Source organism: Halomonas sp. B23F22_3 (assembly GCF_043496965.1).
Lineage (GTDB): Bacteria > Pseudomonadota > Gammaproteobacteria > Pseudomonadales > Halomonadaceae > Halomonas.
In genome coordinates this window covers 551,478-564,076 of the sequence record NZ_JBIEKG010000004.1, presented here as the reverse complement: position 1 = coordinate 564,076, position 12,599 = coordinate 551,478, and the positions used below count along the sequence as shown (strand labels likewise).

The window sequence follows — 12,599 nt, the reverse complement described above, 5'->3', positions numbered from 1 at the left end:
GCCAAAAGCGGACATACAGCACGAGCTGACATAACGCTCACCATCACCGTTGGATTTTTTGCGACCAACGGGAGCGAAAATCCGTCCGTGTGTATGGCATTGTTAGGAATTTTTTTGGGCATAATGAGAGATGCTCGCAGCCCTGAGTTTGCTTGCCCAACTCTCATTTACAACATTCTCCATGGCTTCCAGGGTATTTCCAAATACTCTTTCGAGATAACCGCTGTGTTGTTTGTGAACGATGTACCTTTCAGTGCGGCTCATGTGATCCGTTTTCTTACTTGAAGAAGCTGAAACATCTTCTGATTCAATAGGCTTATTTCTGAACAAATCAGCTTCCTGAAAAAGGCACTTCCCCGCAAAGGCAGGAATTTTGTAATAAAAGTTGTTTCCTGCCACCAGAAATCCAAGCATAGAATTATCGAGAGAAGCGAATTGCTTTAACTTTTCTTCATCATCGGTGCTTTTTGGGCAGATTCTATCTGGGTATTTATCCATATCCCAGATGCAAATTATTCTTTCAACTTTTCTGCTTAGCATAGAAACCATAGCAGATACAACAACATTTCGCTCAGCTCTTATTTTATTAATGCCTTGTGTATTTATTACAACCCTACTCTTGTAATCTGAATAAGGCACAGGGAATGCTTTAACCCTCAACACTTCATTCGCATGAATGCCGTTTTCTGATAACCATTCTTTAGATTCTTGGTTTTTTTCAAACTTGCTTGGCCAAGGACGGATTATTTTATATTTCACGTCCTCTCCAAAAGAATAAGATTCGACGCATCGGGTTTTGCTTAGAACTTTTAAAGCTGCTGATGCACTCAAAAGTACTTCAATAGGTGCGGTCATTTTCATATTCCTAACGCCAATGTTCAGCGGGCGGTTTGGTGGCGCTACCACGCCGGGAAACCGGTCCGGTGGAGGCCCACCAGGGCCGGTACGAACTGCAACAACTGGTTAGGTGCCTTTGTAGAAACCCACTGTGCAATCCGTTGGTCTTGTTGAGTTCCAAGCTTCAATCAGCAGCGGCTTTGCTTTACCGTGCCAGAACTCAATTTTCTTTCTGTCCCTGCCATCAACTTTACCCTCCAAAAATGCGCAGCTTTCGATGTCGAAGCTTGCATCCACGTTGGGCGATTTCACATGAAAGTGAGGCGGAGGGTGCTCGTTTGAGTAAACTTTAATCTTCAGGCCGTTTACTCGCGTTACGAGCTGCCTAATCTCGATAAGAAACATTTCTCCATCTTCTTCCCACACATTGCATGGGTTATGGAGAATTGCCTCTAACCAGGCTGCATAATCTTCAAACGACCGCAACTTCTCCGGATCAACATTGTGGAACCAGGGCGTTTCTTTAAGTTTTTCGACAGGTATTTCGGATAGCTTCATGCCCTTTCACCTAACAAGTATTAGACTGCCATCACGCTTATTGACTTGAACGCGCTGGCACATACATTCGGGTTATACCGCATGCCATTCACGATCTATACCCATGAAATTCAAAGAAAAAAAGTATAACTCGGCAGCATAACATCGTTCATCGTTCCGGCTGGATAACACGGCTGAACGAGCATGCCGCGTTTGCCGTAAGGGACGCTTAGGGTCGATAGTTGTCATCCCCCCTACTCCTGTCGAAAAACCAGAAACTGCTTCGCGCATTTCCGACAGCTACCGGTGTACTCCGGGCCATCCTTGGAAACACGAACGCTCTTCCAGCCGCAGGCGGGGCATGGCTGCTTCATCGAGGTGTTGGTGCTGCAACGGCCGCACTTCACGTAGTAGCCGTATTGGCCGTACATGCCGGTGAGATGATGGGCCTCGCCGCACTGCTTGCAGGTCAGCAGGCTCTCGGCCTGCGCGGCCGGCTCGGACTGGAATGAGGCGTTATCCGGCACCGGCGAAGCCGAATAGTGCGGTGCTGGCTCGGCAATGGGGGCTGCCGATTCTGGCGTGGAAGGGGCGCTGTCGCCGTGCACCAAGTCAGCACCCACTTGCCTACTCTGCTCGAGCAGGAAGCTGCCGATATTGGCCAGCTCCCGCCTGGAAAACGTGGGCTTCGCCTTGATAAAGGCGATAGCGATATTGCCGACGATATCCTTGATCTTCTGGGCCAGGAACTCGGTCTTTACCACTCGATCGGCGACCTTCTTGGGCATCTTGTCGCGATGCAGGATGGCGGTGCTGGAAACGGCACAGAGCACCTGCCAGTCACGCCCCCCTACTCCGCCCTGAATGCCGAGAAGCTTGCTGATGATCTTCTCGACGTTGGCAGCTAAAAGACGACCCAACACCATCTTCTGAAGTTCAGCTTGGCGAATCGGCGACGGCATCCCCATCCAGTTTCCCTGGTAGCTGCGCGACCACTCGCCGGCGGCGTTGACCGTGACCTCACCGACGATGCTCTTGGACTCGACGATGATGAAGCCGTAGGGGTGAAGGATCAGGTGGTCGATCTGCGCCCGCTCGCCGCGGTGCTCGAGGCGCAGGTCGTTGATGACATGGATCTGCTTATGCTCGCCGAACTCGCGGCGCAGCTGGAAGGCGACGTCCTGTTCCTGCTTGTGGCCGTAGAAGGCGCGCTCGTCGCCGCCACGGCCCTCCCCGTTCGGGGAGGCATCCTTTTCCTTAAGGATCATGGGCTTGTCCCTGCATGTCGGCCCGGTTGCCGGGCCTTAGCTGACGCTCTGCAACATTTCGTTACCGGTCAGCCTGACACCAAAGCGGCCTGAGGGCCAGCCATGCAAAGGTCGCAGGGAGGAAGGGAGAATGGACCTAGGCGGATCGACGGCCGCTGGGGTCGAGGATCTCACGGGCCATCTCCCGGCCCTGGGAGGTGAGGCGCAGGGCCTCGCCCTCGCGCACGATCAGCCGCTGGTCGCTGCCGCGCTGCACCACCCGGGCCGCCTTGGCGGCGTCCCAGCGCAGGTGGTCGCGCAGGGCGCGGATGACGTTCTCCTCGCCCTGCTCCGGCTCCCCCTCATGGTTGAAGAGGTGCACGGCGAGGGTGCGGATCTCGTTGTGGCGGCGCTGGCCGCGGCGGCGCAGCAGCTGGGCGACCACGCCATAGCGCGGCCCGGCGAGGAAGGCCAGCATCAGGAAGACGCCGGTCATCACCGCCATCATGCCGCCGATCGAGACGTCCCAGGCCACCGCCAGGGCGTAGCCGCTGACGCTGGAGGCGATGGAGACGGCGATGCCGTAGAGGAACATCAGCCACAGCCGGTCGGTGAGCAGGTAGGCCGTCGAGGGCGGCACGATGACGAAGGCGACGAAGAGCACCGCCCCCACCGCGTCGAAGGCCGCCACGGCGGTGCCGCTGGTCAGCAGCAGCAGCGCGTAGAACAAGAGCCCCGGCGCCAGGCCGAGGGCCTTGGCCAGCGCCTCGTCGAAGGTGGCGAGCTTGAGCTCCTTGAAGAACAGCACCACGAAGGCGGCGTTGAGCAGCGTCATGGCGCCCATGGAGAGCAGCGAGCGCGGCACCCGGTAGTCGCCGAGGGTCACGGTATCGAGCCACACGAAGCCGATCTCGCCGAGCAGCACGGTGTGGGTGTCGATGTGCACGTCCCGGGCGTAGAGGTTGAGCAGCAGCACGCCGATCGAGAACAGCACCGGAAAGACCAGGCCGATGGCGGCGTCCTTCTTGACCCGCCGGGTGCTGACCAGGAGCTCGGTGAGAAACACCGTGAGCACCCCGGCCAGGGCGGCGCCGAGGATCTGTACCGGGCCGCTCTGCTGGTGGGTGATCAGCCAGACGATGACGATGCCGAAGACGATGGAGTGGCCGATGGCATCGGAGAGCATGCTGGTGCCGCGCAGCACCAGGAAGGTGCCGACCAGGGTGGAGGCGATGCCCACCAGGGCGCCCACCAGCATGATCTGCAGGGCCACGTTGTCGAGCAGGGCGGCGAGCATCAGGCGTCCTCCCTACCGAGGGCGTCGAGTACCCGCTCGGCCTCGGCGATGCCCGCCGGGGTCAGCACCCAGCGCCGGGGCGGCCCGGGCTCGCCGGGCGGCGAGGCCTGCCATGCGGCGAGGCCACGTCGCTCGAGCTGGCTCAGCACGGCGCGGGTGCGCAGGCCGTGGTAGGTGTCGAGCATGCCCTGCTCCGAACGGTAGACCGGGTCGTCGTGATGCACGGCGAGCCGGTAGAGGGTGGTCAGCACCTGCTGGTAGCGCAGCCGGCGACGGGCGCGCACCCGGCGCAGCGCCTCCCACAGGAAGCCGCGCTCCGGCGCCAGGGTCATCGACACCAGCACCACGCCGGAGACGCTCAGGATGATCAGCGGCCCGGTGGCAAGCCCGCGGGAGAGCGCGCTCAACAGCGCGCCGAAGATGCCGCCGGCCACGCCGATCAGCGCGGCCAGCAGCACCATGTCCTCGAGGCGGCGGCTCCACTGGCGGGCGGCCACCGCCGGGGCGATGATCATCGCCGCCATCAGCACCACCCCGACCATCTGCAGCCCGACCACCACGGCCAGCGCCACCATCACCGTGAGCAGCACCTCGAGCCAGGCCACCGGCATGCCCAGGGAGGTGGCGAACTCGGGGTCGAAGGAGACCAGCTTGAACTCCTTCCACAGCGCTGCGACCAGCGCCAGCGCCACGGCGGTGATGCCGCCCATGATCCACAGGTCGGAGCGCAGGGTCGCCGCCGCCTGGCCGAACAGGAAGGCGTCGAGGCCGCCCTGGGAGGCGTTGTTCATGCCCTGGATATGGGTCAGCAGCACCACGCCCATGGCGAAGAAGACGCTCAGGGTGATGCCGAGGCCGGCGTCGGTCTTGAGCCGGCTCATGCGGGTCAGCAGCAGCATCACCAGGGCGGCCAGCGCCCCGGTGGCCAGCGCGCCGAGCAGGATGCTGCCGATCTCCCGGGTGCCAGCGATGATGAAGCCCAGGCAGACCCCGGGCAGCGCCGCGTGGGACATGGTGTCGCCGAGCAGGCTCTGGCGGCGCAGCACGGCGAAGGTGCCGAGCACCCCGCTGACGAGCCCCAGCAGGGCCGCCCCCATGACGACGTTCTGGATGGTGTAGTCGGAGAGCAGCTCGACGAAGCTCATTCGGCCCGCTCCACGGGCTCGGCGGCCGCCTCCCCGGAGAGGAAGGTATCCTGGTCGAGCAGCGCGATCTGGCCGCCGTAGGCCTGGCGCAGGTGCTCGGCGGTGTAGACCTTCGCGACCGGCCCCTGGGCGATGACCCGCACGTTGAGGATCAGCAGCCAGTCGAAGTAGCTGCGCACCGTCTGCAGGTCGTGGTGCACCACGATCACCGTCTTGCCCTCGTCGCGCAGGCGGCGAAGGATGTCGACGATGGCGCGCTCGGTGGTGGCGTCGACCCCGGCCATGGGCTCGTCGAGGAAGTAGACGTCAGCCTTCTGCACCAGCGCCCGGGCCAGGAAGACCCGCTGCTGCTGGCCGCCGGAAAGCTGGCTGATCTGGCGGCGGGCGAAATCGGCCATGCCCACGAGCTCCAGTGCCTCCATCGCCTCGTCACGCTCGCGGCGCCCGGGGCGGCGCAGCCAGCCCAGCCGGCCGTAGAGCCCCATGGTGACGACGTCGAGCGCGGTGGTGGGGAAGTCCCAGTCGACGCTGGAGCGCTGCGGCACGTAGCCGACCCGGCGGCGCTGCGCCTTGTAGGGCCGCCCGTGCAGGGTGACGTGGCCCGCCACCGTGGGCACCAGCCCCAGCACGCTCTTGATCAGGGTGCTCTTGCCGGCGCCGTTGGGGCCGACGATGGCGGCCATCACCCCGGGCGGCACGTCGAAGTCGATGTCCCACAGCACCGGCTTGCTGTGGTAGCTGACGGTCAGGTCCTCGACGTGCAGGGCCAGATCCGGTTCGTGTAGCGTCGTCGACATGGGGCTCTCCCGCGGGATGGCGGCTCTGGGGTGGCGGTCAATACGTTCGGCGGTCAGGACGAGGGGGCTCGTCGGCTGCAGGCGATCAGCTGGTGGGGATCTCCCAGCGCTCGGCCCAGCCCTCGAGGGTCTCGGGCAGCGCGGCCGGCTCGCCGCCGAGGGCCTCGACAATGTGCCGGGTATTGGCGTGGAGCATGCCGATGTAGGTGCCGCCGGCGGTGCCCGCCTCGCCCATGGCATCGGAGTAGAGCTGGCCGCCGATCTCGACCTCATGGCCCTTCTCGCGGGCGGCATCGATCACCGCCTGGACGGTGCGCGGGTTGATGGTGCTCTCGATGAACACGGCGGGCACCTCACGCTCGATCACCACCTGCGTCATGCGACGGATGTCCGCCACGCCGGTCTCGGTCTCGGTGCTGATGCCCTGGATGCCGGCGACCTCGATGCCGTAGGCGCGGCCGTAGTAGTTGAAGGCATCGTGGGCGGTGACCAGGATGCGCTGCTCCTCGGGAATCGTCGCGATGCTCTCCTCGATCCAGCCGTGCAGCGCCTCGAGCTGGCTGGCGTAGGCGTCGGCGTTGGCGCGGATGTCGGCCTCGCAGTCGGGGCGCACCTCGACGAAGGCGTCAGCGAGGGTGGGAATGATCTGAGCCCACAGCGAGGCGTCCATCCACAGGTGCGGGTCGATGCCGTAGACGTCCTGCACGGTGATCAGGCTCGCCGTGTCGATGGAGGACGGCGCCACCGCCACGGTCGGAGTGATCTCGGCGAAGCGTTCCAGCACGTTGCCGAGCTGGCCCTCCAGGGAGTAGCCGGAGTAGAAGATCTGCTCGGCCTGCTGCAGGGTCGCCACGTCCCGGGCGCTCGCCTGGTAGAGGTGGGGATCGACCCCGGGCCCCATGATCGCCGAAACGTCGGCGCACTCGCCGCCCACCTCGCTGGCCACGTCGGCGATCATGCCGATGGTGGTCACGGTGGTCACCGGCGGCTCCGCCGCCATCGTCTGGCCGCTCAGCGCCAGCGGCGCCAGCAGGCCCAGCATCCTCTTCCCGCGTGTCATCTGCCTTTCCCCATCAACGTGGCCACAGTAGGAGTGAGATAGTCGATCAAGTATAGCCTTTGCTATACAACAGGGTAACGCGGGAACGCCTCCCCCGCCCACCATGCCTTTGCGGTCGGGTGATCACGGCGTCACGTCGTGCGTCGCCCGGTGCGGCCCGGCGCCGCGCGCCGGCGGTTCAGTCCTCGTCGAGAAAGCGCTCGAAGGCCGCCAGGGTCTCGCCGCTGACGTGGTGCTCGATGCCCTCGGCATCGAGGCGGGCGGTCTCGGCGCTGACCCCCAGCTTGCGCAGGCAGGCCTCGACAAGGCGGTGGCGCCGTCGGCTCTCGGCGGCGAGACGCTCCCCGGCCTCGGTCATGGAGATCCCCCGATAGGGCCGCTTGACGATCAGCCCCTCCTCCGCGAGGCGCTTGAGCATCTTGGCCACGGTGGGCTGGGCGACGCCGAGGCGCCGCGCGATATCGATCTGCCGGGCCTCGCCGCTATCGGCGATCAGGTCCGAGATCAGCTCGACGTAGTCCTCCGCCAGCTCGGTGCGCCGCGCATCGCGCGCCTTGCGAAAGCCCTGCACGTGGCTGTCCGGCTCGATGAGTCGCCCATGGCGAGGCTTAAGCGCTGATGTCATCGGATCCTGACCTGGGGGAAAAGAGTGGGGGCGTGATGTCCTCATGATGCCTTGCGACAACAGGAATGCAATTTTGGTGGCGCACGCACTGGCAACGGCACCTCGGTACGCCCGCCCGAGACGCAGAACTCGCTCGGCTCGCCAGGCGCAGCCATTCACGCAGAGCAAAACGCTACCTACAGGCCTTTCTTGCAGGCCTTATCACTCTGAGATGAGCGCCAACTGGTATACTTCTTGCCTATTACATCATGAGGGCCTACCCGGCCCGAGTGATCACGGCGCCCTACCCGGGCACCGAACGAACGAGGAGAAACCCGATGTCATCCGATCCGGTTACCCTGATGGTGGCGCGCCGCGTGGCCCGCGGCCGCTACCAGGACTTCAGCGCCTGGCTCGAAGAGGGCCGCGAGCTCGCCTGCGACTTCGCCGGCTACCTGGGCTCCGGGGTGCTGGCCCCGCCGCCCGGCGAGGACGAGTATCAGATCATCTTCCGCTTCCGCGACGCCGAGACCCTGGCCGCCTGGGAGCACTCCGCCTCGCGCCGGGCCTGGCTGGCCCGCGGCGAGGGGCTCTTCGAGGCGCCTCAGGAGCACCGCGCCAGCGGCCTGGAGGGCTGGTTCCAGGACGCCACCGGCCAGGCGCCGCCGCGCTGGAAGCAGGCGATCGCCATCTGGCTGGCCTTCTTCCCAGTCTCGCTGGTGTTCCAGGCGCTGTTCGGCGAGGCGCTCGCGCCCCTGCCGCTGCTGCCTCGGGTGCTGATCGGCACCCTGATGCTCACCCCGGTGATGGTCTTCGTGTTCATCCCCCTCTCCATGCGCCTGCTGGGGCCATGGCTGCGCGGCGAGCTCACCCCCTTGGCGCTTTTCCGCCGCCGCCTGCACCAGCGCAGGGCATGACGCCCCGGTGGCTCCTTGAGCGGCTCGTCATTAACGGCTAGGGTCCATGTGCCGACCCAAGACCGGCGACGCCCTAGCCATTCCGAAGAGGGACAGTGACCCGATGAGCGCTGAACAACACCGCATAGTGCTGCTGGATGGGGGCATGGGACAGGAACTCAGGCGGCGCAGCGATCGCCCCGCCACTCCGCTGTGGTCCGCGCAGGTCATGCTGGACGAACCACAGCTGGTCACCGACGTCCACCGCGACTTCATCGACGCCGGCGCGCGGATCATCACCACCAACAACTACAGCGCCACGCCGCAGCGCCTGGCGCGCGACGGCGATCCCGCCCTGTTCGCGCCGCTGCAGGCCGCCGCGCTGGACGCCGCCCACCAGGCCCGCGAGCAGAGCGGCCGGGCGGTGCGCATCGCCGGCTGCCTGCCGCCGCTGGTCGCGAGCTACCACCCCGAGGTGGTGCCGGACGACGCCACCTGCCTGCGCGACTATCGCCGGCTGGTCCAGGCCCAGGCCGAGGGGGTCGACCTCTTCATCTGCGAGACCATGACGCTGACCCGCGAGGCGCTGGCCGCGACCCGCGCGGCGATGGAGCACGGCGTGCCGGTGTGGGTCGCCTTCACGGTGGACGACGGCGACGGCACGCGCCTGCGTTCCGGCGAGCCGCTGGCCGAGGCGGCCCGGGCGGTAGCGGCGGCCGGCGCCGCGGCGGTGCTGGTCAACTGCTCGGTGCCCGAGGCGGTCACCACCGCCATGGCGACGCTGGCCGATCTCGACGTGCCCTACGGCGGCTACGCCAACGGCTTCACGGCGGCGGCGGATCTCGCCCCCGGCGGCACGGTGGAGGCGCTGGAGACCCGCGAGGACCTGGGCCCCGCAGGCTATGCCGAGCACGCCTGCCGCTGGATCGAACAAGGCGCGACCATCGTCGGTGGCTGCTGCGAGGTCAGCCCGGCGCATATCGCCGCCCTGGCCGAGCGCCTGACCGCCGAGGGCTATCGCCTGGCTTCCCCCTGAGGCCAGGCGGCCGACCCGGGCCGGCCGTGATAGGCTCGGGGCCATTATCCATGTGAGGAGCGCGCCATGACCGCCACCCAGCTACTCGACCGCCTGGTGGGCTTCGCCACCGTCTCCCGGGACTCGAACCTGGACCTGATCGCCTTCGTGGAGGGCTATCTGGACGAGCACGGCGTGGAGCACTGGCGCGTCGAGAGCGACGATGGCGGCAAGGCCAACCTGCTGGCGCGCATCGGGCCGGATGTGGCGGGCGGCGTGGTGCTCTCCGGTCATACCGACGTGGTGCCGGTGGACGGCCAGCCCTGGTCCACCGATCCCTTTACGCTTTCCGACAAGGGCGACGGCCGCCTCTACGGCCGGGGCACCTGCGACATGAAGGGCTTCATCGCCTGCGCGCTGGCCGAGGTGCCGCGCTGGGTCGGTCTTGAGCTCGACACGCCGATCTGGCTGGCCCTCTCCTACGACGAGGAGGTGGGCTGCATCGGCGCCCCACGGATGATCGAGACGCTGCTCGCCGATCACCCCCGCCCGGCGGCGGTGATCGTCGGCGAACCGACGATGATGCACCCGGTGGTGGCCCACAAGGGCGCCACCAACCTGCGCACCACCGTCACCGGTCGCGCCTCCCACTCCAGCCAGGTCAACCAGGGGGTCTCGGCGATCCACGTGGCCGCGCGCCTGGTGACCCGCATCGAGGACGTGATGGCCGAGCTCAAGGCCGAGGGCCGCGTCGACGAGGCCTTCAACGTCGTGCACTCGAGCCTGCACGTCGGCAAGATCGCCGGCGGCACGGCGATCAACATCATGGCCCGGGAATGCAGCTTCGAGTGGGAGATCCGCCACCTGCCGAGCGACCGCTTCGAGGAGCTTCTCGGGCGTGTGAACGCCACCGCCGCCGAACTCGAGGCCGAGATGCAAAGGCGCGCGCCGGAGGCGGGCATCGTCACCGAGGCGCTCAATACCACGGTGCCGGCACTGGCCGACGACAACAACGCCGAGGTGCTCGCCCTGTGCCGCGAGCTGCTCGACGAGCGCCCCGCCGGCGCCGTCGCCTACGCCACCGAGGCCGGCCAGTTCCAGCGCGAGGGGCTGCCCACGGTGATCTGCGGCCCGGGCAGCATCGGCCAGGCCCACCAGCCCGACGAGTACCTCGACATCGAGCAGCTCGAGGCGGGCGCGCAGTTCATGGCGGCACTGGGCGAGCGGCTACAACGAAAGTAGAATACCGGCTTCCCGCCCTCGCCCGGAGCCCTCATGCCGCGCCTGACGATCCTCAAGACCGGAGACAGCTTCGACGACGTGGTCCGCGACCACGGCGACTTCGAGGACCTCTTCCTCGCCACCCTGGCCCCGCTGGCCGAGGCGCGCGACGATCTCATCCTGACGGTCCACGATGCCCGCACCGCAGGCGTTCCGCCGGTGCCGTCCGCCGAGGACGGCGTGGTGATCACCGGCTCCCACGCCATGGTCAGCGAGGCCGAGCCCTGGAGCGAGGCGCTCAAGCCCTGGCTCGTCGAGGCCCGCGAGCGCGGCGTCGCCATGCTCGGCGTCTGCTATGGCCACCAGCTGATGGCGGCGGCCTTCGGCGGCGCGAGCGGCTATCATCCGGGCGGCCGCGAGGTCGGCACCCGCCGGCTGCGTCTCAGCGACGCCGGGCGTACAGATCCGCTGTTCGGCACCCTGCCGGCGGCCTTCCCCGCCCAGCTGACGCATTCCCAGTCGGTGCTCACTGCCCCGGCGGGCGCCGCGGTGCTGGCCGACAACGACCACGACCCCTTCCAGGCGCTGCGCCACGGACCGCGGCAGTGGAGCGTGCAGTTCCATCCGGAGTTCAGCGCCCCGGTGATGCGCGCCTATCTCGCCCACCAGCGCCAGGCCCTCGCCGATCAGGACGACGACCCCGAGGCGCGGCTCAAAGCGGTCGAACCCACCCCCGAGGCCGGCGGCCTGATCGCCCGCTTCGCCGAGCGGCTCATGCGCGTGCAGAGCGTCGCCTGAGCCTCGGCCCCGTCGGCGCCTGGCCAACCCGGCTTCTGCAAACGGCCCACCGAACACAAGAACGCCCCCGCACCAGACGGTGCGGGGGCGCTTGCATGGCATGACAGCCGGCCTGGCGGCCCGAGGCTAGCGGCGCGAGCTCTCGGCGACCTCCCCGGCCGGTGCCTCGTCCTCGACGGCCTGCTGCTGGATGCGCCCGATATCCGGCGCCCCGCCGGCGGCCTTGCGCCGCTGGCGATGCAGGTCGCGCAGCGAGCTTGCCATCATGGTGACGACGATGATGCCGCCGCCGATCAGCGCCAGCCGGGTCGGCACCTCGCCGACCCACCACCACACCAGCAGCGAGCCGAGCAGGGTCTCCAGCAGCAGCACCAGGCTGACCTCGGCGCCGGGCAGGTAGCGGGCCCCGGTCTGGATCAGGAAGTAGGCCGCCGGCAGGAACAGCGCCATGATCGCGAGCAGCGGCACGTCCTCGGCCGGGGGCAGGGTCGCGCCGCCGAAGAGGGCGGCCGGCAACAGCATCGCCAGACAGCCCAGCGGCAGGATCACCGTGGTGTCGATGCCGCGGCGCCGCTCGCCCTTCTGGGCACTGGCCACCGTGGTGTTGATGGCGATGGAGATCGGCACGAACAGCGCCACGCCGAGCCCCAGCAGGCTGCCCTGCCCCACCTCACCGGCCGCCATCAGGCTGGCCCCACCGACGCAGATGGCGATCACCACCCAGGTCTGGCGACGCAGGCGCTGGCGGAAGAACACCAGGCCGATCAGCCCGGCGACCAGGGGTGCCAGGTTCATCATCACCAGCACGTTGCCGGCCGAGGTGAAGCGGTTGGCGATGACGAAGGCCCAGCCGCTGGCGGCGAAGGCAAGCGGGCACCACCAGGCGGCGGGCCCGCAGGCGCGGATCGCCTCGGGCAGGCGGTGGCCGTAGCGCGCCAGGGCGATCATCAGCAGCACGGTGCCCAGCAGCAGGCCGCGCCAGAACAGGAACGTGACCGGTGATACGCCGGTCCCCTTGACCAGCAGGGCATCCGGCGAGAGCAGCAGCACCCCGGTCATGGTGATCAGGTAGCCCCGCAGCCGAAACGGCAAGCGCTTCCACATGTGAGGGTCCTCCTTGCGGGTGAAGATGTCGGGGTGACCAA

The 12,599-nt window shown here is 66.5% G+C and carries 13 protein-coding genes; 4 read left to right on the top strand and 9 right to left on the bottom strand.

The window, feature by feature from the left end; genetic code table 11:
• Positions 1-102: 102 nt before the first annotated feature.
• The 8 genes from ACGTNG_RS11800 to mntR form a co-directional block, all read right to left on the bottom strand.
• Entirely contained in the window at positions 103-855 is a 753-nt protein-coding gene (locus tag ACGTNG_RS11800) for a hypothetical protein (RefSeq protein WP_394577224.1), read from the bottom strand.
• Between the two features lie 108 nt (positions 856-963).
• Positions 964-1,395, bottom strand: coding sequence for a DUF4160 domain-containing protein (locus ACGTNG_RS11795; RefSeq protein WP_394577223.1), 432 nt, complete (start codon positions 1,393-1,395; stop codon positions 964-966).
• A gap of 233 nt (positions 1,396-1,628) precedes the next feature.
• Entirely contained in the window at positions 1,629-2,642 is a 1,014-nt protein-coding gene (locus ACGTNG_RS11790) for a nuclease-related domain-containing protein (protein WP_394577222.1), read from the bottom strand.
• A gap of 136 nt (positions 2,643-2,778) precedes the next feature.
• A complete protein-coding gene (locus ACGTNG_RS11785) occupies positions 2,779-3,918 on the bottom strand; it encodes a metal ABC transporter permease (RefSeq protein ID WP_394577221.1) in 1,140 nt (379 codons plus the stop codon).
• Positions 3,918-5,063, bottom strand: coding sequence for a metal ABC transporter permease (locus tag ACGTNG_RS11780; RefSeq protein WP_394577219.1), 1,146 nt, complete (start codon positions 5,061-5,063; stop codon positions 3,918-3,920). Before ACGTNG_RS11780 ends, ACGTNG_RS11785 begins: the two co-directional genes overlap by 1 nt.
• On the bottom strand, positions 5,060-5,860 hold the full coding sequence (locus tag ACGTNG_RS11775; protein ID WP_394577217.1) for a metal ABC transporter ATP-binding protein: 801 nt from the start codon (positions 5,858-5,860) through the stop codon (positions 5,060-5,062). Before ACGTNG_RS11775 ends, ACGTNG_RS11780 begins: the two co-directional genes overlap by 4 nt.
• A gap of 85 nt (positions 5,861-5,945) precedes the next feature.
• Positions 5,946-6,920: a metal ABC transporter solute-binding protein, Zn/Mn family gene (locus tag ACGTNG_RS11770; protein ID WP_394577215.1), complete on the bottom strand. Its 975-nt coding sequence runs from the start codon at positions 6,918-6,920 to the stop codon at positions 5,946-5,948.
• 178 nt (positions 6,921-7,098) lie between these two features.
• Positions 7,099-7,545 (bottom strand): manganese-binding transcriptional regulator MntR, encoded by a 447-nt coding sequence (gene mntR, locus ACGTNG_RS11765; protein ID WP_394577214.1) that lies wholly within the window; start codon positions 7,543-7,545, stop codon positions 7,099-7,101.
• A gap of 317 nt (positions 7,546-7,862) precedes the next feature.
• Here mntR and ACGTNG_RS11760 point away from each other — a divergent pair, with 317 nt between their 5' ends.
• From ACGTNG_RS11760 to ACGTNG_RS11745, 4 genes are all read left to right on the top strand, one after another.
• Positions 7,863-8,441, top strand: a complete 579-nt coding sequence (locus tag ACGTNG_RS11760; RefSeq protein WP_394577212.1) for an antibiotic biosynthesis monooxygenase — start codon at positions 7,863-7,865, stop codon at positions 8,439-8,441.
• A gap of 103 nt (positions 8,442-8,544) precedes the next feature.
• Positions 8,545-9,456 carry a homocysteine S-methyltransferase family protein gene (locus ACGTNG_RS11755; RefSeq protein WP_394577211.1) on the top strand — a complete coding sequence of 304 codons (912 nt, stop codon included), beginning with the start codon at positions 8,545-8,547 and terminating at the stop codon, positions 9,454-9,456.
• A 66-nt stretch (positions 9,457-9,522) separates the two neighbouring features.
• A complete protein-coding gene (gene argE / locus ACGTNG_RS11750) occupies positions 9,523-10,677 on the top strand; it encodes an acetylornithine deacetylase (protein WP_394577210.1) in 1,155 nt (384 codons plus the stop codon).
• A gap of 33 nt (positions 10,678-10,710) precedes the next feature.
• Positions 10,711-11,454 (top strand): glutamine amidotransferase, encoded by a 744-nt coding sequence (locus tag ACGTNG_RS11745; RefSeq protein ID WP_394577208.1) that lies wholly within the window; start codon positions 10,711-10,713, stop codon positions 11,452-11,454.
• Between the two features lie 126 nt (positions 11,455-11,580).
• Here ACGTNG_RS11745 and ACGTNG_RS11740 read toward each other — a convergent pair whose 3' ends face one another.
• Complete coding sequence (locus ACGTNG_RS11740) at positions 11,581-12,558, bottom strand: DMT family transporter (protein ID WP_394577206.1); 978 nt, start codon at positions 12,556-12,558, stop codon at positions 11,581-11,583.
• Between the last annotated feature and the right edge of the window lie 41 nt (positions 12,559-12,599).

Coding starts and splice junctions, on each gene's coding strand:
- ACGTNG_RS11800 (WP_394577224.1), bottom strand. CDS start 855: ATGACCGCACCTATTGAAGTACTTTTGAGTGCATCAGCAGCTTTAAAA.
- ACGTNG_RS11795 (WP_394577223.1), bottom strand. CDS start 1,395: ATGAAGCTATCCGAAATACCTGTCGAAAAACTTAAAGAAACGCCCTGG.
- ACGTNG_RS11790 (WP_394577222.1), bottom strand. CDS start 2,642: ATGATCCTTAAGGAAAAGGATGCCTCCCCGAACGGGGAGGGCCGTGGC.
- ACGTNG_RS11785 (WP_394577221.1), bottom strand. CDS start 3,918: ATGCTCGCCGCCCTGCTCGACAACGTGGCCCTGCAGATCATGCTGGTG.
- ACGTNG_RS11780 (WP_394577219.1), bottom strand. CDS start 5,063: ATGAGCTTCGTCGAGCTGCTCTCCGACTACACCATCCAGAACGTCGTC.
- ACGTNG_RS11775 (WP_394577217.1), bottom strand. CDS start 5,860: ATGTCGACGACGCTACACGAACCGGATCTGGCCCTGCACGTCGAGGAC.
- ACGTNG_RS11770 (WP_394577215.1), bottom strand. CDS start 6,920: ATGACACGCGGGAAGAGGATGCTGGGCCTGCTGGCGCCGCTGGCGCTG.
- mntR (WP_394577214.1), bottom strand. CDS start 7,545: ATGACATCAGCGCTTAAGCCTCGCCATGGGCGACTCATCGAGCCGGAC.
- ACGTNG_RS11760 (WP_394577212.1), top strand. CDS start 7,863: ATGTCATCCGATCCGGTTACCCTGATGGTGGCGCGCCGCGTGGCCCGC.
- ACGTNG_RS11755 (WP_394577211.1), top strand. CDS start 8,545: ATGAGCGCTGAACAACACCGCATAGTGCTGCTGGATGGGGGCATGGGA.
- argE (WP_394577210.1), top strand. CDS start 9,523: ATGACCGCCACCCAGCTACTCGACCGCCTGGTGGGCTTCGCCACCGTC.
- ACGTNG_RS11745 (WP_394577208.1), top strand. CDS start 10,711: ATGCCGCGCCTGACGATCCTCAAGACCGGAGACAGCTTCGACGACGTG.
- ACGTNG_RS11740 (WP_394577206.1), bottom strand. CDS start 12,558: ATGTGGAAGCGCTTGCCGTTTCGGCTGCGGGGCTACCTGATCACCATG.